The organism is Snodgrassella sp. CS2 (assembly GCF_050310315.1).
Classification (GTDB): Bacteria; Pseudomonadota; Gammaproteobacteria; order Burkholderiales; family Neisseriaceae; genus Snodgrassella; species Snodgrassella alvi_E.
This window is the reverse complement of the sequence record NZ_JBNPBA010000003.1, coordinates 132724-155621: the sequence shown is the minus strand read 5'-3', so window position 1 is coordinate 155621 and position 22898 is coordinate 132724. Positions and strand designations below refer to the sequence as shown.

At 42.0% G+C, this 22898-nt stretch carries 21 protein-coding genes and 2 tRNA genes; 9 read left to right on the top strand and 14 right to left on the bottom strand.

The annotated features are described in order from the left end of the window. Window positions 1–151 precede the first annotated feature (151 nt). Genes dapF through ACQP6D_RS05980 form a run of 3 tightly spaced genes read left to right on the top strand, consistent with a single transcriptional unit; the run spans window position 152 to window position 2213 of the window. Entirely contained in the window at window positions 152–1009 is an 858-nt protein-coding gene (dapF, locus tag ACQP6D_RS05990; RefSeq protein WP_427857687.1) for a diaminopimelate epimerase, read from the top strand. After that, window positions 1006–1659: a DUF484 family protein gene (locus tag ACQP6D_RS05985; protein WP_427857686.1), complete on the top strand. Its 654-nt coding sequence runs from the start codon at window positions 1006–1008 to the stop codon at window positions 1657–1659. Before dapF ends, ACQP6D_RS05985 begins: the two co-directional genes overlap by 4 nt. Further along, window positions 1659–2213: a hypothetical protein gene (locus tag ACQP6D_RS05980; protein WP_267391121.1), complete on the top strand. Its 555-nt coding sequence runs from the start codon at window positions 1659–1661 to the stop codon at window positions 2211–2213. Before ACQP6D_RS05985 ends, ACQP6D_RS05980 begins: the two co-directional genes overlap by 1 nt. A gap of 108 nt (window positions 2214–2321) precedes the next feature. Here the strand turns inward: ACQP6D_RS05980 and ACQP6D_RS05975 are convergent, their stop codons facing one another. Continuing rightward, window positions 2322–2534 carry a hypothetical protein gene (locus ACQP6D_RS05975; RefSeq protein ID WP_100141277.1) on the bottom strand — a complete coding sequence of 71 codons (213 nt, stop codon included), beginning with the start codon at window positions 2532–2534 and terminating at the stop codon, window positions 2322–2324. A 1067-nt stretch (window positions 2535–3601) separates the two neighbouring features. Here ACQP6D_RS05975 and ACQP6D_RS05970 point away from each other — a divergent pair. Continuing rightward, window positions 3602–5254 carry an electron transfer flavoprotein-ubiquinone oxidoreductase gene (locus tag ACQP6D_RS05970; RefSeq protein ID WP_427857685.1) on the top strand — a complete coding sequence of 551 codons (1653 nt, stop codon included), beginning with the start codon at window positions 3602–3604 and terminating at the stop codon, window positions 5252–5254. Between the two features lie 70 nt (window positions 5255–5324). Here the strand turns inward: ACQP6D_RS05970 and ACQP6D_RS05965 are convergent, their stop codons facing one another. Then, a complete protein-coding gene (locus ACQP6D_RS05965) occupies window positions 5325–5576 on the bottom strand; it encodes an NGO1151 family protein (protein WP_100141275.1) in 252 nt (83 codons plus the stop codon). Window positions 5577–5719: 143 nt separating this feature from the next. Between ACQP6D_RS05965 and ACQP6D_RS05960 the strand changes: the two genes are divergently transcribed. Both ACQP6D_RS05960 and ACQP6D_RS05955 read left to right on the top strand, forming a co-directional pair. After that, window positions 5720–6655 carry a hypothetical protein gene (locus ACQP6D_RS05960; RefSeq protein ID WP_427857684.1) on the top strand — a complete coding sequence of 312 codons (936 nt, stop codon included), beginning with the start codon at window positions 5720–5722 and terminating at the stop codon, window positions 6653–6655. Between the two features lie 351 nt (window positions 6656–7006). Then, a tRNA-Thr gene (locus tag ACQP6D_RS05955) sits at window positions 7007–7082 on the top strand. Between the two features lie 336 nt (window positions 7083–7418). On the opposite strand, the gene ACQP6D_RS05950 is transcribed toward ACQP6D_RS05955, so the two are convergent. Together ACQP6D_RS05950 and ACQP6D_RS05945 are read right to left on the bottom strand one after the other, a co-directional pair. After that, window positions 7419–8399: a bile acid:sodium symporter family protein gene (locus ACQP6D_RS05950; protein WP_100141273.1), complete on the bottom strand. Its 981-nt coding sequence runs from the start codon at window positions 8397–8399 to the stop codon at window positions 7419–7421. A gap of 294 nt (window positions 8400–8693) precedes the next feature. Continuing rightward, entirely contained in the window at window positions 8694–10289 is a 1596-nt protein-coding gene (locus ACQP6D_RS05945; protein WP_100156744.1) for an inorganic phosphate transporter, read from the bottom strand. Between the two features lie 114 nt (window positions 10290–10403). On the opposite strand from ACQP6D_RS05945, the gene thiE reads away from it, so the two are divergent. Next, the gene (gene thiE / locus ACQP6D_RS05940; protein WP_267408780.1) at window positions 10404–11030 is read left to right on the top strand and encodes a thiamine phosphate synthase; all 627 of its coding nucleotides are present in this window, start codon (window positions 10404–10406) and stop codon (window positions 11028–11030) included. Between the two features lie 156 nt (window positions 11031–11186). Beyond that, a complete protein-coding gene (gene hemH, locus ACQP6D_RS05935) occupies window positions 11187–12194 on the top strand; it encodes a ferrochelatase (protein ID WP_427857683.1) in 1008 nt (335 codons plus the stop codon). 55 nt (window positions 12195–12249) lie between these two features. Here hemH and yegQ read toward each other — a convergent pair whose 3' ends face one another. Next, a complete protein-coding gene (yegQ, locus tag ACQP6D_RS05930) occupies window positions 12250–13617 on the bottom strand; it encodes a tRNA 5-hydroxyuridine modification protein YegQ (RefSeq protein WP_427857682.1) in 1368 nt (455 codons plus the stop codon). A 181-nt stretch (window positions 13618–13798) separates the two neighbouring features. Between yegQ and recO the strand changes: the two genes are divergently transcribed. Further along, window positions 13799–14533 (top strand): DNA repair protein RecO, encoded by a 735-nt coding sequence (gene recO / locus ACQP6D_RS05925; protein ID WP_427857681.1) that lies wholly within the window; start codon window positions 13799–13801, stop codon window positions 14531–14533. 249 nt (window positions 14534–14782) lie between these two features. Here recO and ACQP6D_RS05920 read toward each other — a convergent pair. From ACQP6D_RS05920 to thrS, 9 genes are all read right to left on the bottom strand, one after another. Beyond that, window positions 14783–14859: transfer RNA gene (locus tag ACQP6D_RS05920), tRNA-Pro, on the bottom strand. Window positions 14860–14894: 35 nt separating this feature from the next. Beyond that, a complete protein-coding gene (locus ACQP6D_RS05915; RefSeq protein ID WP_100141267.1) occupies window positions 14895–15221 on the bottom strand; it encodes a hypothetical protein in 327 nt (108 codons plus the stop codon). Continuing rightward, the gene (locus tag ACQP6D_RS05910; protein WP_100141266.1) at window positions 15205–15507 is read right to left on the bottom strand and encodes an integration host factor subunit alpha; all 303 of its coding nucleotides are present in this window, start codon (window positions 15505–15507) and stop codon (window positions 15205–15207) included. The genes ACQP6D_RS05915 and ACQP6D_RS05910 overlap by 17 nt, the downstream gene beginning before the upstream one ends. Window positions 15508–15607: 100 nt before the next feature. Beyond that, window positions 15608–17965 (bottom strand): phenylalanine--tRNA ligase subunit beta, encoded by a 2358-nt coding sequence (gene pheT, locus ACQP6D_RS05905; protein ID WP_427857680.1) that lies wholly within the window; start codon window positions 17963–17965, stop codon window positions 15608–15610. 329 nt (window positions 17966–18294) lie between these two features. Further along, window positions 18295–19284: a phenylalanine--tRNA ligase subunit alpha gene (gene pheS / locus ACQP6D_RS05900; RefSeq protein WP_100141264.1), complete on the bottom strand. Its 990-nt coding sequence runs from the start codon at window positions 19282–19284 to the stop codon at window positions 18295–18297. A 273-nt stretch (window positions 19285–19557) separates the two neighbouring features. Next, window positions 19558–19914, bottom strand: coding sequence for a 50S ribosomal protein L20 (gene rplT, locus ACQP6D_RS05895; RefSeq protein ID WP_427857679.1), 357 nt, complete (start codon window positions 19912–19914; stop codon window positions 19558–19560). A gap of 12 nt (window positions 19915–19926) precedes the next feature. Next, entirely contained in the window at window positions 19927–20124 is a 198-nt protein-coding gene (gene rpmI / locus ACQP6D_RS05890; RefSeq protein WP_037405875.1) for a 50S ribosomal protein L35, read from the bottom strand. A 280-nt stretch (window positions 20125–20404) separates the two neighbouring features. Further along, the gene (infC, locus tag ACQP6D_RS05885) at window positions 20405–20923 is read right to left on the bottom strand and encodes a translation initiation factor IF-3 (protein WP_100141263.1); all 519 of its coding nucleotides are present in this window, start codon (window positions 20921–20923) and stop codon (window positions 20405–20407) included. A 21-nt stretch (window positions 20924–20944) separates the two neighbouring features. After that, window positions 20945–22852 carry a threonine--tRNA ligase gene (gene thrS, locus ACQP6D_RS05880; protein WP_267403286.1) on the bottom strand — a complete coding sequence of 636 codons (1908 nt, stop codon included), beginning with the start codon at window positions 22850–22852 and terminating at the stop codon, window positions 20945–20947. Between the last annotated feature and the right edge of the window lie 46 nt (window positions 22853–22898).

The following is a 22898-nucleotide window of genomic DNA, read 5'->3' as shown; positions in this document are numbered from 1 at the left end:
AAAGATGTAGTATAAAAAATCACCATTTAAGTTATTTTTAAATCATAGAAATGTAAAGATTTTTGATTTTATTGATGTTCAGAACTTATCGTTATCAAGATAAATCGGTATCATAGTCGCCTATCTGCTGGAATAATAAACTGGGCGGCTTATGACAAAGTTAAAATTTACCAAAATGCATGGCTTAGGTAATGATTTCATGGTTATTGATGGTATCAACCAGAAATTTAACCCGAGTACAGCACCAATTGCCGCATGGGCACAACGGCATACCGGAGTTGGATTTGACCAGCTTCTTCTGATTGAGGCACCACGACAAGCAGAAGCTGATTTTCGCTATCGGATTTTCAATGCAGATGGTTCTGAAGTGGAACAGTGTGGAAATGGCGCACGGTGTTTTGCCCGCTTTGTTTACGATAAAGGGCTAACCAGCAAAAAGCAGATTGTGGTAGAAACATCTGGCGGCGTGATTATGCCCCGTTTAAACGATGATGGTTTGGTAACAGTAGACATGGGTGTGCCGTTGTTGGCTCCGGAGCAAATTCCGTTTACCGCTATTGATGAGGATGATGCTCGTAGTATCAGCCATCAGCTTGTAATCGGCAATGAGACTGTTAGTGTTACCTGTATCAATATGGGCAATCCGCATGCGGTGATAGTGGTGAAAGATATTGAGCAAGCACCTGTACACCGGCTGGGAGCAGCTATTGAAAACCACAAACAGTTTCCTCAACGCGTTAATGTCGGCTTTATGCAGATTGTGGCACCACGCAGGATTCGTCTGCGTGTTTTTGAGCGAGGTGTTGGAGAAACTCAGGCCTGTGGTACGGGTGCCTGTGCTGCAGTTGTAGCCGGAATTAGTTTGGGATTACTGGGCGATGATGAACCGGTAGAAGTTAATTTGACTGGGGGGCAGTTATTAATCAGTTGGCAGCAGCAACCTGATGCTCATGTATGGATGACAGGGCCTACCCAGAGTGTTTTTGATGGAGAGATTGATTATTTATGAGTATCAAAGAAGCAGATGTACGTGCGTTTTTACATGCTCAGCCAGAGTGGCTGTACGAACATGCAGCAGAGTTTAACCTGCGACCTATTGAAAGCAAGATAATGTCTTTCCAGCAGGGCCGGATGCAGTTTATGCAGCGTAAAACGGAAAAAATGGCTTCACAATTGGTACAGATGTTGGGAGAAGCGGATGCTAATCATACTTTGATGGCTAAGTTCATGGCTTTCGACCGACGCCTGCTCTTGGTAAATACAGTCGCTCAATGGCAAAGGGCAATTCACGATGGCTTGAAAAACGAATTTGTATTACCTGATTTTGCCTTGAAAATTGTTACCGAAGCACCTAAAAGTGTGCGTATACCTGCTTCTTTAATAGCAGATGATAAGGTTAAAGCTGTAGCAAAAAAACTGAATAAGCCCATATGTGGTAACTTACCTATGGTTGTTTTACGGGAATTATTACCTGTACAGCCCCGTCTGGAAAGCTTTTTACAACTGCCATTGCGCTGGCAGGAACAGACGCTAGCAATTTTGATAGTCGGCCATGAGGATGAAGCTCATTTCACATCGGATATGGCTACTGAATGGGTAAACTATATGGCAGAAAATATGGCCGTGGTACTGGCACGTCTGCTAAAACTGGTACGCTGATGACTACATTAATCATTTATGCGGTTGTAATGATTTATGCAGTCCTGTTTGTGTGGCAATGTTGTAAATATCAATTTTATGGCTGGCTGGCTGCTGCGTTAACCATTTGGGTGATTTTGGCAGCTATGAGTAGTGTGGTATTGCCGGGTATTGCTGGTTTGTTTAAACCGTTAAATTTATTTCTGATGCCAGTTTATGTGCTGTTGGGTTCGGTGTTTATGCTTCATCAGCGCAATAGACTCAAAAGCAACGGTTATTTATCTAATCTGCTTTATAGTAGTTGGTTACAGTTTGGAGCGCTGGCTATCTGTTTGACGCTTATTTTATGTCTAATCAGAAATACAATTTTATTAGTTCCTTTAATGGTTAGTGTTTTACAGATGCTTACTTGGCAACCTTTATACTGGATAGGAACTCAATGGTTATTGATGTTGATGCTATTTTCACGTACAGAAAATAAACAAAAAACGGTATGGCGCATGCAGACATTGTTGCTCTTTTGTTTATTTACTCAACTGATATATCTAATGTTAAGTTTTAGAGGAAAATTGTAGTTGGAGTTTGCTATTGTTTTTGAGCCAGATATCAACTTTGCCCCCTTTTTAAGAATCAGATAATAAAAAAGCCAGACTGGAAAGTCTGGCTTTTTTAATTTGATGTGCTTAGTGAGAAGCAGCTTCAGCAGAAGCGCCAGAAGCAACAGCAGGAGCTGAAACTTCAGAAGCTGGAGCTGGTTCAGAAGCCGGAGCTGGTTCAGAAGCTACAGGAGCTGAAACTTCTGATGCAGCAGAAGCAGCAGGAGCTGATTCATCTTTATTACAAGCAGCCAAGAACAAAGACATCAGGGCAGCAGCAGCTAACAGAGATTTTTTCATGATTATGTACCTTAATCTGTATCAAAAAGTATTACTTTAGTGATGGAAGTCCAGTTTTTGCACACTATATCATTTCTTCAATAAATAGCTACAGTGCGCATAACTTGTGCAAATCGAATTATGCCCCGCCTTGCAAACTAATGCAATCTGCCAAAGGTGTATTTTTGTTAAACAGCTACAGAAGCTTGTTGAGAATGGCGCGTTAGAATCTAGTCTAGTGCAGGATATACTTACTAGATAAGCAATAAGATTAAGGTATGGGTATAGTTATAAGATATTGATAAAATTTAATAAAAGTAAATAATATTCAGCAATAATGTTACAGTTTAATGATTACCCAATAAAATTACTGCAAATTAGAGAAGTTGTTTTTTTACAACAAATTTACATATTTATGGTTTATATACCTTGGATTCTGCTTGGTTTAGCTGCTGACACTGTGGATGATTTTCATGCAATCTTGCCACAATTAAGTTAATAGGGAATGTTGATAGAGCAGCTGACGTACTTTAGGTTTATCCTAATTACAGTCTTCAATCTGATTATCAATTTCTGAGTCTATTAACAATGAAGTAATACCAATTAATCGCAATGAAAAGGTGTTAATTTTCATATTCAGAAATCAACAAAGATTGTTGTTTGGTTTTTTAGTATTGGTTGTGTAGCCAATTTTTCAGTTTGAGAAAATCAAAGCGATTCTTTGCATGAACCCTTGCTTTGAAATGATGTGCTCAGAATATAGACTATTACTACGGTTATTCTACTGAAACATAGCTGTTGAAAAGTTAGTGTTGATAAAACCTGTTTGGGATAGATATTGTACATTTATTGAAATACAGTTTATTGTATTTTAAGAAGTAATTTTTCAGCTTATATTCAAATATTTTAAGTAATGGTTTATTTCTTGGTTTGGCTAGTGTGAAATGGAAATCAGAACAGGTTTAGTCCCTTAGTCACTGTCTGAAGCTATTGTTCGATATAATGACAAGTTTTGAGTATTCAGCATGCATTTACAGGCATGGCTACTGAATTTTGAGTAATTTTGTTTCTATGCAGGAAAACTTATCATGACAGATACCCTTGAACGCGAGAGCATGCAATATGATGTTGTTATTGTGGGGGCCGGTCCGTCAGGTTTATCTGCTGCCATACGTTTAAAACAATTGGCCGCTAAACAACAGCGCGAGATTAGTGTATGCGTTGTTGATAAAGGTTCTGAAGTTGGAGCGCATATTATTTCGGGTGCTGTGATTGACCCTCGTTCATTATCTGAGCTGATTGAAAATTGGCAGGATAAAGACGCTCCGTTATCGTGTACAGTGAAACAAGACAGTTTGCTGTTTTTAACCGAAAAAAAAGCTTACCGTCTGCCAACGCCAGCCAGTTTTAATAATCAAGGCAATTACATCATTAGTCTGGGCGTGTTTTGTCGTTGGCTGGCGCAGCAGGCGGAAGAATTGGGCGTAGAAATATATCCTGGTTTTGCCGCTACAGAAATACTTTATCATCCTGATGGTTCGGTACGGGGAATTGCCACCGGCGATATGGGCGTTCAACGCGATGGTACTCCTGGTGACCAATATCAGCAGGGTATGGCATTGTTGGCACAACAGACTATTTTTGCTGAAGGTTGCCGCGGTTCGCTTACTAAAGTACTGATGCAGCAATTTGATTTAAGACGAGACTGCCAGCATCAAACTTATGGAATCGGAATTAAAGAATTATGGGAAATCGCACCGGAAAAATCCAAACCCGGAACTGTGATTCATACTATAGGCTGGCCATTGGATCAGAAAACCTATGGCGGTTCTTTTTTGTATCATTTGAATGATAATAAAGTAGCAGTTGGTTTTGTGATTGGTCTGGATTATCAGAACCCTTATCTGTCTCCGTATGCAGAAATGCAGCGCTACAAAACGCATCCGGCCATTCGAGCTACATTAGAGGGTGGTAAACGTATTGCTTATGGTGCAAGAGCGCTGAGTGAAGGTGGCTTGCAAAGTTTGCCCAAACTAACGTTTCCTGGTGGTGTTCTGGTTGGTGATACTGCTGGTTTTCTGAATGTGCCGCGAATTAAAGGTATTCATGCCGCTATGAAATCCGGTATGCTCGCAGCAGAGGCCGTTGCTGAGATATTAAGCGAAAAAGCTAGCGAAAGCAGTAATGCAGAGGCAGTAAATTATACAAGTTTATTCAGAAACAGTTGGTTATTTAGTGAGTTGAATAAAATCCGCAATGTACGTCCTGCATTCAAATGGGGTCTGTTGGGAGGCCTAGTTTATGGTGCACTAGAAGAATATGTGTTCAAGGGTAAGGCACCATGGACTCTAAGGCATCAGCGGGCGGATTATGCGTCTTTACGACCAGCACAAGATTGCCAGAAGATTGATTATCCTAAACCGGATGGCAAACTCACATTTGATCGTATGAGCAGTGTATTTTTGGCTGGTATCAGCCATGCTGAAAACCAACCTGTACATCTTAGGCTACACAATCCAGAATTGGCCATTAGTGTTAATTATCAAAAATTTGCTAGTCCAGAAACGCGTTATTGTCCTGCTGGGGTGTATGAAATTATAGAAGAAGCAGGAGAACCACAATTGCAGATTAATGCGCAGAATTGTGTACACTGTAAAACCTGCGATATTAAAGATCCTGAGCAGAATATTGACTGGATGTGTCCCGAAGGCGGTAGCGGACCAAATTATGCCGATATGTGACTGCCGGCATGAAAAACATCAGAGTTGAGCATATACAGACCAGCCATCTGCTGCTGGTCTGTTTTATGATTTAATGTTCGCGTTCATGAAAAAACGCGTAAGTGGCATCATGAAATAATTCTACTTGCGGATTTTCTTCATACTGCAATTCAGCAATTTCGTTATCAAAAGCTGTTCGAATAGATTCTGTAGCTAGTTCTGCTAAATCTGCGGGCAAGGCTCTCAATAAACCTTTCAGTGCAGTGGCTAGCACACGGTTTTGCATGAGTAGGGCTTCGTTATTTTCTTCGAGAAATTCAATTCGTTGTTCTAAGGTACTCATTATTTGATTCCTAATTAAATTGGACAAAATATACATTATTTTAGCATTTTAACCTACAAAAGTTGTTATAATTACCTATATATGGCACAGTGAAAATTCATGTGAAGCGAGCCAGAATACATCAGACGATAAGAAGTGAGGGCATGGTGAAAAACCAGTATGAACAACAAAATCAATTTGTTTTTACTTTGAGTGAAGATAATCCGCCTGCACAGCAATCTATGACTAATACAGATAGTGAGTCGGCTGAAGCCAAACCTGATTGGGTACGTAATCTTGAACAACTGCGCCAGAATAAAAAGAAGCATGATAATCATGCTGTTCATCATGATGTGAACAAGAGTATTAAGCCGACAGTGGTTGTACATCAAACCAGAAGACACGAGCACGCTTTTAATACTTCTGCTGTAGTAACAGGTACAGTACCTCACAACCGGCAGCCTGCTACAGCTAAACCAAAAAAACCTAATCCTTCCCAGTATAATCAGATTGATGAGGTAGTATTGGATCCGATACAGCGAGAACGTGTTTATCGTGCCTACCTGCAGCAATGGCAGCAGCAGAGTACGTTGGAGGCTCAGCAACAAGAATCTGCTTTGAATGATACAGCATTACTGATTCAGGAAGACTGGCTGGCTGCCCAAAGCTGTTTGCAAAGTGCTCCGATTGATGAAACTTTGCCATCTGGCTGTACTGTTCAACTAAAAGGAAATCAGGCAACGATTGTGCAGGCTGAGACTTCTGAGTCTGATGTTACTGATGTCAATACGGACTTTAGTGAAAATGGCCAGCCAGTAATTCATGTACATATGCATGTAATCGAGCCGCGAGGTACAGCAAATCGTGCTGTTACCTGCATTTCAGAACAGGCTCTATTGCAGCAGCTTAGTGAAAAATTACGCCCTCATCTAGCCGATGTATTATCTGGTATGGTCAGGGTAGCGGTACAGAAACATACTGCTGGGCTGGTAACAACGCTACAGCGTGAGCTATTGGCGGAAGTGCCTTCGGCAGTGGATGACGTGCTGAAATATAACTTGACACAAGTTATGAACAATTTTAAGAAAAGACAACGTTAAAATTTAATGTCAGTATTTTAGCTTTGCTATTTGCTTCTGTAAAAGAGTAGTAGCTGAAGTTGCTAACATATCTATTGATTATTAGAAATAAAGAATTTTTCTAACATAGCATAGTAGAAAGAAATTGTGTTTTGAATGAAATTATGCTTATTGCGATTATTTTTAATTAACAGAAGCATAAAATTTAATGAGATAGTAACGCATAAAAAGTACGGCTACTAAATAAGCTTTATATGTATGATTAAGTATAAATTCTTAAGATTCTAAGATTTCAGGCATGTTTTGTTAATGATGGTGAATCAAAGGTAGGTATGTTATACTGCGCGCCATTCTGAAAAAATTTATCCGTCAGCCAGTATAGCTCAGTTGGTAGAGCAGCGCACTCGTAACGCGAAGGTCGTAGGTTCGATTCCTATTACTGGCACCACAATAATTCATTATATCAATTATCTTGTGACAAATCTGCGTCACTTATTCCAACTTAAATTCCCTTAATTGTTTCGTCATTCTTTGAATTAAGCATTTTATATTTATCGCAACCATTAACTTGATGATAAATATACTGAATGTATTCTAATCACAGGCAAATAAATCACAAGTATTTATTATTAAAACAAAAATTTGTGCTAATAGTAAGCTTACTACTGAACCTGAAAGTTGTATTTGCATACATCTGAAAAGCTATTACTCATTTGGTTCAGTTTTTCTAAAATGAAAAATATTTAAACCAATTATAATCTGTCGCAATAGTACTAGGTAACCGTTATGAAATTGGTTTATTTGTGCGAGCATAGCGTTGCGCCAGTACAGCGCAAATCATCAATTGTAGCTGGTGAAAAATCATCAATGGTAAGAGCATTATACCTACCATATTGGCAGGAAACAGAACGTTAGCCATAGGTACGCCATTGGCCAAGCTTTTTTTGGAGCCGCAAAACACAATTGTAATTTCATCGGCTCGTTTAAAACCTAGTAACCGTGCTACCAGTGTATTGATCGTAATCACCAGAAATAGAATCACTAGGCTCAGCATCACAATCATACCAATTGAACCCAGATTTACTTTGTGCCATAAGCCTTCAACCACTGCATCACTGAAAGCCACATACACAACCAGCAGAATGGAACTACGGTCTGTGCGGTTAATCCAGACTTTGTGCTGATGAATCCAATTGGCTAATAAAGGGCGTGCAAGGTGTCCGATTACAAAAGGTAGCATTAACTGCATCAAAATGGATTCTATCGCTGCTGCGGTATCAACGCTGTTGCCACTGGTTGGCATCATCAGTCCTACCAGAACAGGTGATAGAAAAACACCGAGGATACTTGAGGCAGAAGCACTGCAAACAGCAGCAGCCACATTTCCGCCAGCAACGGAGGTAAAGGCAATTGCGGATTGCACCGTGGCGGGTAGGGCGCATAAATATAGAAAGCCAAGATAAAGTTCGGGAGAAAGCCAGTTTGGTACCAGTATTCTTAGACATAGACCAATTAGCGGAAACAGGATAAATGTGCTGCAAAAGACCAATAGATGCAACCGCCAATGTTTGATTCCTTCAGTGACAGCCTGTCGAGACAGCTTGGCACCATGCATAAAAAAAAGTAGTGCAATAGCGATGGTAGTTAGATAGCTAAAAAAAGTTTTGACGCTGCCCTGACACGGAAGAATAGTAGCAGTACCGACAACCAATAGCATAGCCAGTAAAAACGGGTCTATATAGAATTTTTTAAGCAAATTGTTCATGGCAGCTCAGCGTTTGCGTACGTAATTACAAAAGGCAATATTTTAACGAAAAGTCCTCTTCACAAACAGCTGCTAGCTGAGTTAAAAAGCATTAATCCGATTCCATAATTGCTTTTAATTACCTTTAAGACAATCACCAAATGTTCAAGGCAACCAATTTAGAAAGAGATTTAAAACTTATGATAGACAACATAATTGATAAAATAAATAAATTATCAACAATGGTTTAATTTTGATGTGGATGAACAAAAACGCCAGCCTGTATATGACTGGCGCGCTATATTATTGCTGAGGTCAGAAAAAAGAATTGAGTCCGAGAAATATCAAAACCGACAGAATTGCTGCAGAAGGAAGGGTAATAACCCAGGCAAGTGCTATTGGTTTCATCAGCTTCCAGTTGGCATTGTGGTTAACCAGTCCAATTCCAAGTACGGCACCGACTAAAATATGTGTACTGGATACCGGTAAGCCCATTAGCGTAGCCAGCATTACAATGGCTGCTGAAGATAGTTCGGCGGTAAATCCTGAAGCCGGATGCATTTTAGCAAGATTGGTGCCCACAGTTTGAATTACTTCTTTGCCGATAAACCAAAGGCCAACAATCAGGGCAACACCAAAAGTAATCATCACAGGTGCTGGAATCATGGCATTGGCATCCATAGCAATATCACCAGTTCTAATTATGTCCATAATGGCTGCAAACGGGCCTACTGCATTGGATATATCATTGGCTCCATGACTGAAAGCAAAACCAGCAGCTGTAAATACTTGCATCCAACTGAACATTAAAAAAGTGGATTTGCTTAAATCTTTACGCTTCAGTGTTTTGGCATAAATAAATGTTGCCATCCAGATCAGGGCACCAATCATGATGATTAGCAAAAAATTGGTTACTACGGACAAGCCCAGATGCAGATTGGTTAATCCCTTGAATAACAGCATAGCTGTAATCATCATGCCACCGCAGGCAGAAATCAGAGGCACCCAGCTATGTAGAGCTTTAAACGCATCTATACTGTTTTTACGGCTTTCTATATCAGCTAGCTTTTTATAATAATCCGATTCTAGTTCATCTACGCTGTAGTCTGGATCACTATAATTTTCCGCATCGCGTGCAATGGCAGAAGAAATTTTGATTTTTTCTGTCTCACTCAGTTGTTCAAACCACGCTTTGTGCTTTTCCTTGTACGCTTTTTTTTCTTGTTTGATTTCTTTCAGAGCTATGTTCATACGCTCATTGTAATCAAGTACATGCTTTTTAATTTGGCTGAAAAGAATGAATGACAATGCTCCGCCAAGCACAGGAGAAATCACCCATGATAGACCGATTTCGCCCATTTTGTTCCACTGGATTAAATCTAGTGCACTGCTGTTACCGGTGACCAGATAGCCCAGACACAGTCCGGCACCAACCAGACCGCCAATCAGAGAGTGGGTAGTTGAAACCGGAAGTCCTTTTTTCGAAGCAATCAGTAACCAGATGGCTGCTGCCAGCAATGCAGCTAGCATTACATTTATACATTGTGACGGTGTCAAATGCATGGCACCAAGGTCTATAATACCGTGTCTGATGGTTTTAGTTACTTCGCCACCGGCAATGACGGCACCGGAAACTTCAAACACTGCAGCTATACCCAGAGCTTGTGGTATTGTAAGGGTGCCGGCACCTACGCTGGTGCCAAAAGAATTGGCTACATCATTGCCACCGATATTGAAAGCCATAAAGGCACCAAAGAGGGTAGCTACAATGAATAATAGCGGCGCATGATGATTGGTATAGCCTAGTCCCCAGTAAATGAAATAGGCAATGGTGCCAAGTAGCAATGCAGCAAAAGCGTAATTAACCCGTGTAATCAAGGGCGAACGTGCAAAAGATGTGTCTGCGGCCATAATGTATTTTAAAGTGGAAAATTCAGAGCCGGCACGTAAACAAGCTATCCGACGTGTGCCATGCTACGTAAAAAAGTGCCATTATAAAGATTTTTGTTTCAAAAGGAGTAAATTATGTTTACGAATCCGTTTTTACCCATTGCCGCTCCGCTTAAATTTTATGCAGTCGTTCCTTCTGCAGACTGGGTAGCCCGAATGGTGGATGCAGGCGCTAATACCGTGCAGCTACGCAATAAAAGCCAGATTGGTTCGTCATTGTACCGTGAAATTGAACGCAGTGTGGCCTATGCAAAGGATTCACCTACACAATTATTTATCAACGATTATTGGTGGGAGGCGGTAGATTGTGGTGCCTACGGTGTACATCTTGGACAGGAAGATTTGGAAAGTGCTGATTTGGTGATGATACAGAGTGCCGGTTTACGGTTAGGAGTGAGCACTCATTCTTCTGAAGAGCTTGCTCTTGCACTTTCAGTAAAGCCAAGCTATGTAGCCTGTGGGGCAATATTTCCTACCAAAACTAAGACAATGCCTACACAGCCTCAGGGATTAGATAAACTTAGACAATACGTGCTTCAAGCCGGAAGTACTCCGACGGTAGCCATTGGTGGCATCGATCTGAGTAATGCGCCTGATGTTCTGGCCACAGGTGTTAGTTCTCTGGCAGTAGTGCGAGCAGTAACAGATGCGGCTGAACCAGAAAAGGTGGTAAAAGCTTTTCAGGCTCTTTGGAAAGAATAAATAGCGGTACAATTTTTGTCAGTCTTACCCAATTGAAGAGAAAGATTATTATGAATAAATTGATTATGAAGCAGTATAAATAGTAGTGATAACGTAATCAGCTATACTTGTGAAGCTCAATTATAAACCTGCTTATCCTTTGCCGGCGCTCTTATTATGTCAAAACCATTTCTTAGCGAACCTGAAACATCTATCACAGAAACAGGTGTATTACTGCTGAATCTTGGTACGCCCGAAGCACCAACACCTCAGGCTGTACGTCCCTATCTGCGTGAGTTTTTATCAGATCAGCGTGTGGTTGAGTTGCCACGTTTTTTATGGCAGCTCCTATTACGTGGCATTATCCTGCCTTTAAGGTCAAGGAAAAGTGCTCATGCTTATCAAACCATTTGGCAAGACAATGGTTCTCCGCTTCTAATTGGTACACGGTCGCTCACTCAAGCATTGTCTAAAGCTTTACCTGAAAGTGTGATTACCCGTTTTGCTATGACTTATGGTCAGCCAAGTGTGGTGGATGTGGTGCAGGAAATGAAGAAGCAAGGTGTAGCAAATCTGCTGGTAGTACCCTTGTATCCACAATATGCAAGTTCAAGTAGTGGTGCGGCACTTGATCAGCTATGGCGTGTTTTACTTAAACAGCGTGTGCAGATGGCGGTACGAAGTATCACTAGTTTTTGTGCAGATACCAATTATATAAAGACCTTGGCAGCTCATATCCATACGCACTGGAAACAGTATGGACGCGGGGAATGTTTGTTGTTGAGTTTTCATGGTATTCCATTAGCTCAGCAACAGGCAGGTGATGTTTATATTGAGCATTGCCGCACCACTACCCAGCATCTGGTTAGTGAGCTCGGATTGAAAGATAATGAATACCGACTGGCATTTCAGAGCCGGTTTGGTTATGCGCCATGGGTTGGTCCCAGTACTCAGGATTTATTCAACCAGCTACCACAGGCTGGAATAAAAAAACTTGATGTAGTATGTCCCGGATTTGTTACAGATTGTCTGGAAACACTAGAAGAGATTAATATTAGGGGTAAAGCTGATTTTCTGGCTCATGGGGGTGAACAATTTCATTATATTCCATGTATGAGCAGTGAAGATGAATGGGTAAAAATACTAATACCTTTAATCAATCAGAATCTGCAAGGCTGGCTGTAAGTGTCAGGTATCCAATAAAAAGCCATAGAATTTGATTCTATGGCTTTTTATTTATTTAAACTGCTTCGTTCTGCATCATAATTCGTGCGATCAAAGCCTTGTCTTTACCATGCATTTGTGGAATTTTCACTTCGAAACCATTTCCAGCAGCCACTTCTATCGGATACCCTTTACGTGTCATTTGTTCTAGCCGAATAATTTGATTACCGCTGGGGTGAATAATTTCCAACTGATCACCTACACTGAATTTATTTTTCACTTCAACGGTTGCCCAACCATCAGAGTCAATAGCCGTTACCTTGCCAACATATTGGCTTTGTTTGGATAAAGAGTGGCCGGATAAATAATTCTGATATTCCTGAGTTTGATGACGTTCCAAAAATCCAGTGGTATAACCACGATTTGCCAGCCCTTCAAGTTCGGCCAGCAGTGAGTAATCAAAAGGTTTTCCAGCAACTGCATCATCAATGGCACGCCGATATACTTGTGCAGCACGGGCTACATAATAAACCGATTTGGTGCGGCCTTCTACTTTCAGTGAATCCACACCGATCTCAGCTAGTTTCGCAACTTGCTCCACTGCACGTAAATCTTTGGAATTCATGATATAGGTACCGTGCTCATCTTCCATAATCGGCATCATATCACCGGGTCGATTAGCCTCTTCGATTAAATATACTTTATTAGCTAAGGGGTGGCGTTGCTGCTCATTCGGGCCCAACAGGCTATCATCTGCCAGAGATTGAGCTTGCTTGAAATCAAAATCGCGTAATAGCTGGGCGTCACCGCTGTCACTATCCGACGTATTATGTACTTTATAATCCCAGCGGCAGGCATTAGTGCAGGTACCCTGATTGGGATCACGATGGTTAAAGTATCCGGATAACAGACAGCGGCCGGAATAGGCAATGCACAAAGCACCGTGCACAAATACTTCTAGCTCAATATCTGGACATTGCTGCCGGATTTCAGCAATCTCATTGATACTTAGCTCACGTGATAAAATAATACGTTCAATACCGATGCTTTGCCAAAACTGTACACCCCAAGCATTAGTCGTATTGGCCTGTACGGACAGATGCACCGGTATTTCCGGCCATTTTTCGCGCACTTTCATAATCAGCCCAGGGTCGGCCATAATCAGTGCGTCTGGCTGCATGGCAATAATTGGTTCCATATCAGCCAGATACGTTTTCAGTTTGGCATTGTGTGGCAGAATATTACTGGCCAGAAAAAATTTCTTGCCACGAGCATGTGCTTCAGAAATTCCCTGCTCCAGTACTGGAAGATGGGCAAATTCATTATTGCGTGCACGTAGAGAATAGCGTGGCGTACCCGCATAGACTGCATCTGCGCCGTAATCAAACGCAGCACGCATCCGTTCCAGACCGCCAGCAGGTAATAATAATTCCGGTGCTTTCATGGGTGTGCAAACTTTCCTGATAGTTTTGAATGCTTTCAGGCAGCCGGCTGAAAAAAACCGGCTGCCTGAAAGTAAAATATCTATTTTTAAAGGAATTATCCGCTTTTTGGCGAATATGGTCAATTGTCATGCCATATCGGGCTATAATAATCAGCAAATCTATCCAATGTAACAACTACTCATGTCTGATAATCGTATCAATCATCAACCAGCTTTTTTGCTTTCATCACGTCCGTGGAGTGAAAGCAGTCTTCAAATAGAAATATTTTCACGAGACTATGGCAGAGTGGTGATGTTGGCTCGCAGTGCACGACGGCGCCAAAGTGAACTGCGCGGCGTGTTGGTACCATTTGTACCTTTGCAGATTTCTTGGTATGGCAATAATGAACTGAAAACTCTTCATCGTGCAGAATGGGTAGGTGGGTGGCCTCAGCCACAAAATCAAGCTTTGTTCAGTGCAATGTATGTGAATGAGTTAGTTTTGAAACTTACAGCACGCGAGGATTCTTTACCATCTATTTATCATGCCATGTACGCCGTTTTGCAAAGTATCTGCGGTGGTGAGCATCTGGCAGCTTTACGTTATTTTGAGTGGAGCCTTCTGCATACTTTAGGTGTGGCTCCGGATATCTCGCAGGACAATCTAGAACAAGCAATTGTCTGTCATGAACGTTACTGGTTGCGTGCTGAGCACGCACCGGTATTATTGATGCAGGCACAGCAGCTATCTGCTCAAGAGAAAGGCATTGTGGTCCATGGACATACTCTTAATGCGCTAAGCAACCAGTCTCTGGCATCACAGCCAGAATGGCATCCGGAAGCTCTTCGGCTGACTCGCATGCTACTTGATTTCCGCCTACCAGACGGTATCCTCAGTAGACAGATATTGAAACAGCTGCAGCAATTAACAAGTTAATAATCTTATTATTTAAGCATCTGATTGAATAAATTATTGCAGTTTATTGTACTAGTAACGGGTCTTTGAGAATTTGGAATGAATTGCTAGAATTTTAATAAGCAAAGAATTGGATTTTCTTTTTTAACATCTTTATTGATTCGAAAGCATATTATCTGAATTTTTATTTTGATACTGTGAGAATCTGATACTGATATTTACTCTATTTGTATAAAAAAATACAGCCCTTCTAGGCTGTATTTTTAATTTTGGTCGGAGTGAAAGGATTCGAACCTTCGACCCCTTGCACCCCATGCAAGTGCGCTACCAGACTGCGCCACACTCCGACTCTGTAAAGGAGGCGATTATAAAAGTAATCGTTTTACTTGGCAAGTACGCTATTCAGGTTGTCCATTATCTTCTCAATGTGCTGCCGTGTTTCTAGAGCATCAATGGCCGGATTACCTTCAGCATCCACCTGATTACGTGTAAATGGATCGATATAGGGAGTAAAGCTATCGCGCAATTGTCGAATTTTAATTACATCAGCACGGGTATAATGCTGGCCGCCATAGCCAATCACTACGCCGTGAATCTGCTGCCATGCAGTAAACTGCTCCTTACTAATGTCAGCAAGCTGGCACAGCTCTTCTAGGGTAAAGTACCGCTGTGCTGGAATGGGTAACAGTTGCTTAGGCTTGTTTTCCATTATAGTGATCAACCATGCCTTTCAATTTTTGTGATGCATGGAATGTTACCACGCGTCTAGCAGAAATAGGGACTTCTTCGCCGGTTTTGGGATTACGGCCAGGGCGCTGCGGTTTATCGCGCAGCTGGAAGTTACCAAAACCAGAGATTTTGATTTGTTCGCCTTGTTCTAGGGTACTGCGAATTTCTTCAAAAAACAATTCTACTATTTCTTTGGCATCGTGTTTGCTCATGCCGGCTACTTTTTCTACCAAAATATCTGCAAGTTCAGCTTTTGTCAGCGTCATATTAAAGTTTCTTTCATTAAAGAGGGCGATATTATCCACAAATTGATTTGTGTTATCAAGTAAGTAAAATTTTAATCGTTTAGGATGTCTGGGTAAAATTCTAAACGCGTAATTTTGCGTCAATTGTACCTGCTGTATCTATGAGTTTTGTTATTACTGAGTCTACTTCTTCATCGGTCAGTGTTTGCTCAGGGCTTTGCAGAATAATTTTTACAGCCAGACTTTTCATGTTTTCAGGGACACCTTTACCTCGATAAACGTCAAAAATAGCGATTTCCTGTATGGAAGAATGTTTAACACTGGTCAGAGTGTTAAGTAACTGTTCAGCAGTTATATGCTCTGGGAGGATAAAAGCCAGATCACGTCGTACGGGCTGAAATTTGGATACTGGTTGGTAAGTAATTCTGTCTTGCGATAATACAGCACTTAGATTTAGCTCAAATAGAATCGGTGATTGAGGTAAATCGTATTTTTGTGTCCAGCGTGGGTGCAGCTCTCCGATAACACCGACTACTTTATCAGCAAAGATGATTTCTGCGGTTCTGCCCGGATGCAGTGCTGGATGTTCTGCTGCGCGATATTCAACAGTATCAGCACTGATTAAGCCGGCAATATCGTTTTTTACATCATAGAAATCTACGCTACGTGTGGTTGCAGCCCACTGTTCTGGCAGGGCAGAACCATAAGCAAGACCAGCAATTTTTTTGGTCTGGACATATGCTTCATTCTGTTTGTGAAACACGCGTGCCACTTCGAATAATCTTACCCGGTTTTGTTTACGGTTTAGATTATTGTGCAGAATTTCTATCAAGCCACCAAACAAGGTAGAGCGCATGACACTTAGCTGACTGGCAATCGGGTTTTGCAGGCGAATCGGATTAGTATTGCCGGCTAAATCTTGTTCCCATGCTTCTTCTACAAAGGCGTAGCTGACAACTTCCTGATAGCCGTTATTGGCAAGCTGGTGGTAGACACTGAATAATGGTTTCTGTGTTTCCGGCAGGGCTACCATGTTCAGTTTGCCATTGGTATGGTTGTCTGGAATATTGTCATATCCGAAAACGCGGCCGATTTCTTCAATAAGATCTGCTTCAATTTCAATATCAAAGCGAAAGCTGGGCGATGTAACTGTGAAACCGTCTTCGCATATTTGTGGATTCAGGCCTAGGTGTTGCAGAATAATTCCTATATTTTCTGCAGAAATATTTACTCCCAGTACTTTGGCTACTCTGTTGGTGCGTACTCGGACTTTTTTGGTGTCAGGCAGATTTCCTGTTGCTTCAGTGATATTACCAATATCACCTCCGCAGATTTCTTGTATCAGGGCTGTAGCACGTTCGATGGCTTGTTGCTGTAAATTGAAATCCACACCTCGCTCAAAACGAAATGATGAGTCTGAACCAAAACCATACTGTCGCGCTTTGCCGGCAATGATGTCTGGAGTAAACCATGCACTTTCGATGACTACATTATGGGTATCGTTAGTAACTGAGCTTTCTACACCACCCATCAGCCCAGCAATGCTCAAGACCTGTTTTTCATCAGCTACTACAAGTGTATTACTGCAGAGGGTGACAGTTTTATCATTAAGACAAGTAATGGTTTCGCCATCATAAGCACGACGGATATTCAGCTTACCAGTAATTTTATCAGCATCAAACATGTGCATTGGCTGCCCAAGCTCTAGCATGACATAGTTGCCGATATCAACTAAAGCGTTGATACTTCGTAAACCACTGCGTTCCAGTCGTTGTTTTAGCCATACCGGTGTAGCTGATTGTGAATTAACGCCGCGGATAACTCGGGTAAGAAAGCGGCCACAGTCTTGTGGTGCTTCGATGCTGGCTGGTTGGCTGGCTTCGATGTTTGCTTGGACAGGCACAATTTCAATCGGATGTAACTTAGACTGAGTTAATGCACCTACTTCACGTGCTATTCCTTTTATACTGAGGCAGTCTGCACGGTTAGGTGTGATTTTGAGGGTGAGCAGATGATCATCTAATTCCAGATAGTTGCGGATGTTTTCACCGATAGGTGCATCTGCAGGCAGAATCAGCAGACCATTAACTTCATCTGGCAGACCTAATTCTTTTGCTGAGCACAGCATTCCATTGGATACCTGACCGCGCATTTTGGTGGGTTTGATTTTAAAATCGCCTGGCAAAATGGCGTCTGGTAACGCGCAAGGTACTTTGATTCCTGGCTGTACATTGGGAGCACCACATACAATTTGTATCAGTTCGCCTGTGCCGGCATCTACTTGTGTGATATTGAGCCGGTCTGCATCAGGATGTTTAATGACTGATTTTACTTCAGCAATTACTACACCTGTGAAGGTGGGAGCAGCCAGTCTGGTTTCTTCTACTTCAAGTCCGGCCATGGTGAGTAAATGTGCCAGCTGGTCTGCTGACAGGTCTGGATTGACCCATGAATATAACCATTGTTGAGAAAATTGCATAATGCTTCCAGTATGTATTCTGTTGCAGTTTCATCCAAAAGTGTTGGGTTTGCTAGTCTGCAGTTGTTACAGGATTGTTTAATCTGTAATTTATGTAACTTCGCTTTTGGAATTCGTATTAGGTTAAGATGAATTATTCTAGTTTGTTATAGGGTGAATAATTTTTTAACCATAAAAATTCATCAGTCATTCACTAGTGAGATGATTACGCTTTGATGTTAATCTTATATCAGTGGTAATGAATGTTGTTTTGTTTCGGCTATGCCTGAATTGAATAATTCAGGGATTGGCTTAAAACAAGTTCATTACTTTTAACAGACACTTTGTAGTTAATCCTGAAACTGTTTCAGAAAATTCAGGTCATTGTCGAAAAAAAGGCGCAAATCATTAATTCCGTAGCGCAGCATGGCAAATCTGTCCAGACCAATGCCAAAGGCAAAACCTGTATATTTTTCAGCATCTATATTGACGTTTTTTAATACATTTGGATGCACCATGCCGCATCCGCCGACTTCGAGCCAACCTCGCTCACCCATGATATCAATTTCAGCTGAAGGCTCGGTAAATGGGAAAAATGAAGGGCGGAAACGTACCTGTAAATCATCACGTTCAAAAAAGCGACGGATAAAATCGGTAAATACCGCTTTAAGGTCGGCCATGGTTACACCTTCCTCAATCCACAAGCCTTCTGCCTGATGAAACATTGGTGAGTGAGTGGCATCTGAGTCTACCCGATATACGCGTCCTGGAGCAATAATGCGAATCGGCGGCTCTTTTTTGTCCAGCATGTAGCGTATCTGAATAGGAGATGTATGGGTACGTAGTACGTTGCCATTTTCGACATAGAATGTGTCTTGCATGGCGCGAGCAGGATGGTTTGGTGGAATATTCAATGCCTGAAAATTATGAAAATCATCTTCGATTTCCGGCCCATCGGCTACGGTGAATCCCATGCTGTGAAACAGTTCTACAATCCGCTGTAAGGTTAAGGTTACAGGATGTAAACCACCTATATTTTCGCCGCGACCGGGCAGAGTCACATCCAGTGCTTCGGCCGCCAGCTGTTGTTGCAGTTTGGCTTCGTTCAGTGCATCACGTTGCTGGTTATAGGCAGACTGAAACTGATTTTTGCACTCATTTATGTGCGCACCGGTGGTTTTGCGTTCTTCCGGTGTCATTTTTCCTAGTGTTTTTAGTAGGGCGTTGAGTTCACCTGTCTTGCCCAGATAACGGGCTTTTACCAATTCTAATGCAGGTAAATCAGTAGCTGATTGAACAGCAGCGATGCCTTCGGCAACGATGCGGTTGGCGTTTTCCATAACAAGATTCTTTACTTAAATATAAACCGAAGAGATGTGTAATGCTTTGTCTTGCTTTTAAAAATGCTGGAATTGTAAATAATACCGAATCTGAAGCGGACAAAACGAGGTATATAACACACTATAATATATTTTTTGCTAAAAGCTTATTTTAACGCGAAATTCATGAGGTAAACAATGTTAAGCTATCAGATTAAATATAATTAAAAAGTTTGATAAAACAGGAATGAAAAAAAAGGAAACCGAAGTTTCCTTTTTTCCAGAATCTGCTTATCAGGCTAAAGCAGCTTTTGCCTGTGCGGCCAGCTGAGCAAACGCAACTTGATCAAATACGGCCAGATCAGCCAGTACTTTGCGGTCGATAACAATAGCCGCCTTTTTCAGACCATTCATGAATTTGCTGTAAGACAAACCGTTCTGACGTGCTGCGGCATTGATACGTACAATCCATAACTGGCGGAATTGACGTTTGCGTTGACGACGGTCACGATAGGCGTACTGACCGGCTTTCATTACTGCCTGTTTGGCAATACGATAGACGTTTTTACGACGGCCGCGGTAGCCTTTGGCTAACGCTAAAACTTTTTTATGACGTGCACGAGCGGTAACACCACGTTTTACGCGAGGCATAGTTCAAACTCCTTAAGCGTAGGGTAACATTTTGTGGATAGAAGCCATATCGCGTTCATTCACCAAAGAGGTGCCACGCAATTGGCGTTTGTTTTTAGTGGTTTTTTTCGTCAGGATGTGACGTTTGAACGCATGAGCGCGTTTTACACCACCGTTACCCAATACTTTAAAGCGTTTTTTTGCGCTAGATTTGGATTTCATTTTCGGCATGGGAAAACTCCATTGTTGTTTGATCAGGCGAGGGGTGGCTGTATACAGCACTTTGACCCGCACACCACGGTTTTTGCCGCCTGAATATTGCTTTGCGCACAGCGGCGATGCACAAGGACGAGGATTATAATATATCTGCGTCGTTAAGACAATATCGCTGTGGTATGCTTCTGCCGACACAGTCCTGTTGTGATTATTTAGGTTGCTTGAGTCAATATATGAAAAACCTCATTTCAGGTGAGTAAAATGAGGTTTTTATAAGACAGGCTGAGTTTAATAATTATTTCTTTTTCGGTGCGATTATCATCACCATTTGGCGACCTTCCATTTTTGGAAACTGCTCAACAGTGCCGATTTCAATCAAATCAGCTTGAATGCGTTTGAGTAGTTCTGCTCCTAAATGTTGATGAGCCATTTCACGTCCACGAAAGCGCAGCGTGACTTTTACTTTATCGCCATCTGTTAAAAAGCGAACAATGTTGCGCATTTTAATCTGATAGTCACCTTCATCAGTACCAGGGCGGAATTTGATTTCTTTTACCTGCACCTGTTTTTGTTTTTTGCGCTGTTCGTCGCGTTTTTTGGATTGTTCGTATTTGTATTTACCAAAATCCATTAATTTGCAGACGGGTGGTTTGGCGGTAGGGGCAATTTCCACCAGATCCACATCGTTCTCTTCAGCCAATTTCATGGCCTGCTGAGTAGATACTACACCCAACTGTTCGCCAGTTGGACCAATCAAACGCACTTCTTTAATGGTGATTTCACCGTTGATGCGTGCTTCGCGTTCTTGAGCGATGGTCGTACTCCTTATTCACGTTTAATGAAGAGACAAGGCTTCTTGTTTCAGCTGGCTAATGAATGTTTCAATATCCATCTGACCCAAATCTTCGCCGCCGCGTTTGCGTACGGCAACCTTGTTGTCCTGTTTTTCTTTCTCGCCTATAACCAGTTGATAGGGAAGGCGTTGCGTACTGTTATCTCGGATTTTGTATCCAATTTTCTCATTACGCAAGTCTAAATGCACGCGGAAGCCTTCTGCGGTTAATCGCGTGGCAAGTTGTTGACAATATTCTGTCTGTGCTTCAGTGATATTCATAATCACCATTTGTACCGGTGCTAACCAAAGCGGAAATGCGCCGGCATGATGTTCAATCAGAATACCAATAAAACGTTCTAATGAACCTAAAATGGCTCGATGTAGCATTACTGGTCGGGCGCGGCCGTTTTCTTCGGTGACATATTCAGCACCAAGACGTTCTGGTAATACAAAATCCAGCTGGATAGTGCCACATTGCCACGAACGGCCTAATGCGTCTTTAATGTGATATTCTACTTTCGGGCCGTAGAATGCGCCTTCACCGGGTAATTCTTCCCATGTAACACCACAGGCAGTCAGAGCTTCGCGTAAACCCTGCTCCGCTTTGTCCCATATGGCATCAGAACCGGCACGTTTTTCAGGCCGCAGGGATAATTTAACCGATACATCATTGAATTCAAACTGGCGGTAAATGCGCATGACCAGTTCGTTGAATGCTTTGGCTTCACTGACTATCTGGTCTTCGGTACAGAAAATATGAGCGTCGTCTTGTGTAAAGCCACGTACGCGCATCAGGCCGTGTAGGGCGCCAGAAGGTTCATTTCGGTGACAAGAACCGAATTCGGCCAGACGCAAGGGAAGGTCGCGATAAGAGCGTAAACCCTGATTGAAAATTTGGATATGACCAGGACAGTTCATGGGTTTTACTGCGTAAACACGTTTTTCCGATTCGGTAATAAACATGTTTTCTTTGTAATTATCCCAGTGACCGGATTTTTCCCAAAGGCTTCGATCCATAATCATTGGGGTTTTGATTTCCTGATAGCCAGCAGCTGCTAGTTCACGACGCAGGTGTTGTTCGATTATCTGCCATAATGACCAGCCCTTTGGATGCCAGAATACCATACCCGGTGCTTCGTCCTGCAAATGGAATAAATCCATTTGTTTGGCCAGTTTGCGGTGGTCACGTTTTTCTGCTTCTTCAATACGCTGGATGTAGGCGTTCAAATCTTCCTTGGTAGCCCATGCGGTGCCGTAAATACGCTGTAACTGTTCGTTTTTAGCATCACCACGCCAATAGGCGCCTGAAAGTTTTGTGAGTTTGAAGTTTTTAAGAAAGCGGGTGTTGGGAACATGCGGGCCGCGACACATGTCTACATATTCCTGATGATAATATAGACCCATGGCTTTTTCATCAGGCATGTCTTCAATCAGGCGCAGTTTGTAATCTTCGTGCCGCTGAGTGAATACTTTGATAACTTCATCCCGCGGTGTAACTTTTTTGATTACATCATAATTCTGTGCAATCAGTTCTTTCATGCGGGCTTCAATTGCTGCAATATCTTCGGGCGTAAAGGGACGTTCGTACCAGATGTCGTAATAAAACCCATCTTCGATTACAGGGCCGATAACCATTTTGGCTTCAGGGTACAGTTGCTTTACAGCATGGCCAACCAGATGAGCACAGGAGTGACGAATAATTTCGACACCTTCTTTATCTTTGGCAGTAATGATGCTGACTTGAGCATCTTCTGTTACTTGATCACATGTATCTACCAATTTACCATTAATTTTACCGGCAATGGCGGCTTTGGCTAAGCCTGTACCTATGGAAGCGGCAATGTCGGCAATGCTTAATGGCGCTTCAAACTGACGAACTGAGCCGTCTGGCAAGGTAATGTTTAACATGCATACTCCACAAACAACAGACCGGTCTCGTTTGTTACGAATGAGA

Bases quoted from the DNA above. Each gene is read 5' to 3' on its own strand.
- dapF (WP_427857687.1), top strand. From the start codon at position 152: ATGACAAAGTTAAAATTTACCAAAATGCATGGCTTAGGTAATGATTTC.
- ACQP6D_RS05985 (WP_427857686.1), top strand. From the start codon at position 1,006: ATGAGTATCAAAGAAGCAGATGTACGTGCGTTTTTACATGCTCAGCCA.
- ACQP6D_RS05980 (WP_267391121.1), top strand. From the start codon at position 1,659: ATGACTACATTAATCATTTATGCGGTTGTAATGATTTATGCAGTCCTG.
- ACQP6D_RS05975 (WP_100141277.1), bottom strand. From the start codon at position 2,534: ATGAAAAAATCTCTGTTAGCTGCTGCTGCCCTGATGTCTTTGTTCTTG.
- ACQP6D_RS05970 (WP_427857685.1), top strand. From the start codon at position 3,602: ATGACAGATACCCTTGAACGCGAGAGCATGCAATATGATGTTGTTATT.
- ACQP6D_RS05965 (WP_100141275.1), bottom strand. From the start codon at position 5,576: ATGAGTACCTTAGAACAACGAATTGAATTTCTCGAAGAAAATAACGAA.
- ACQP6D_RS05960 (WP_427857684.1), top strand. From the start codon at position 5,720: ATGGTGAAAAACCAGTATGAACAACAAAATCAATTTGTTTTTACTTTG.
- ACQP6D_RS05950 (WP_100141273.1), bottom strand. From the start codon at position 8,399: ATGAACAATTTGCTTAAAAAATTCTATATAGACCCGTTTTTACTGGCT.
- ACQP6D_RS05945 (WP_100156744.1), bottom strand. From the start codon at position 10,289: ATGGCCGCAGACACATCTTTTGCACGTTCGCCCTTGATTACACGGGTT.
- thiE (WP_267408780.1), top strand. From the start codon at position 10,404: ATGTTTACGAATCCGTTTTTACCCATTGCCGCTCCGCTTAAATTTTAT.
- hemH (WP_427857683.1), top strand. From the start codon at position 11,187: ATGTCAAAACCATTTCTTAGCGAACCTGAAACATCTATCACAGAAACA.
- yegQ (WP_427857682.1), bottom strand. From the start codon at position 13,617: ATGAAAGCACCGGAATTATTATTACCTGCTGGCGGTCTGGAACGGATG.
- recO (WP_427857681.1), top strand. From the start codon at position 13,799: ATGTCTGATAATCGTATCAATCATCAACCAGCTTTTTTGCTTTCATCA.
- ACQP6D_RS05915 (WP_100141267.1), bottom strand. From the start codon at position 15,221: ATGGAAAACAAGCCTAAGCAACTGTTACCCATTCCAGCACAGCGGTAC.
- ACQP6D_RS05910 (WP_100141266.1), bottom strand. From the start codon at position 15,507: ATGACGCTGACAAAAGCTGAACTTGCAGATATTTTGGTAGAAAAAGTA.
- pheT (WP_427857680.1), bottom strand. From the start codon at position 17,965: ATGCAATTTTCTCAACAATGGTTATATTCATGGGTCAATCCAGACCTG.
- pheS (WP_100141264.1), bottom strand. From the start codon at position 19,284: ATGGAAAACGCCAACCGCATCGTTGCCGAAGGCATCGCTGCTGTTCAA.
- rplT (WP_427857679.1), bottom strand. From the start codon at position 19,914: ATGCCTCGCGTAAAACGTGGTGTTACCGCTCGTGCACGTCATAAAAAA.
- rpmI (WP_037405875.1), bottom strand. From the start codon at position 20,124: ATGCCGAAAATGAAATCCAAATCTAGCGCAAAAAAACGCTTTAAAGTA.
- thrS (WP_267403286.1), bottom strand. From the start codon at position 22,852: ATGTTAAACATTACCTTGCCAGACGGCTCAGTTCGTCAGTTTGAAGCG.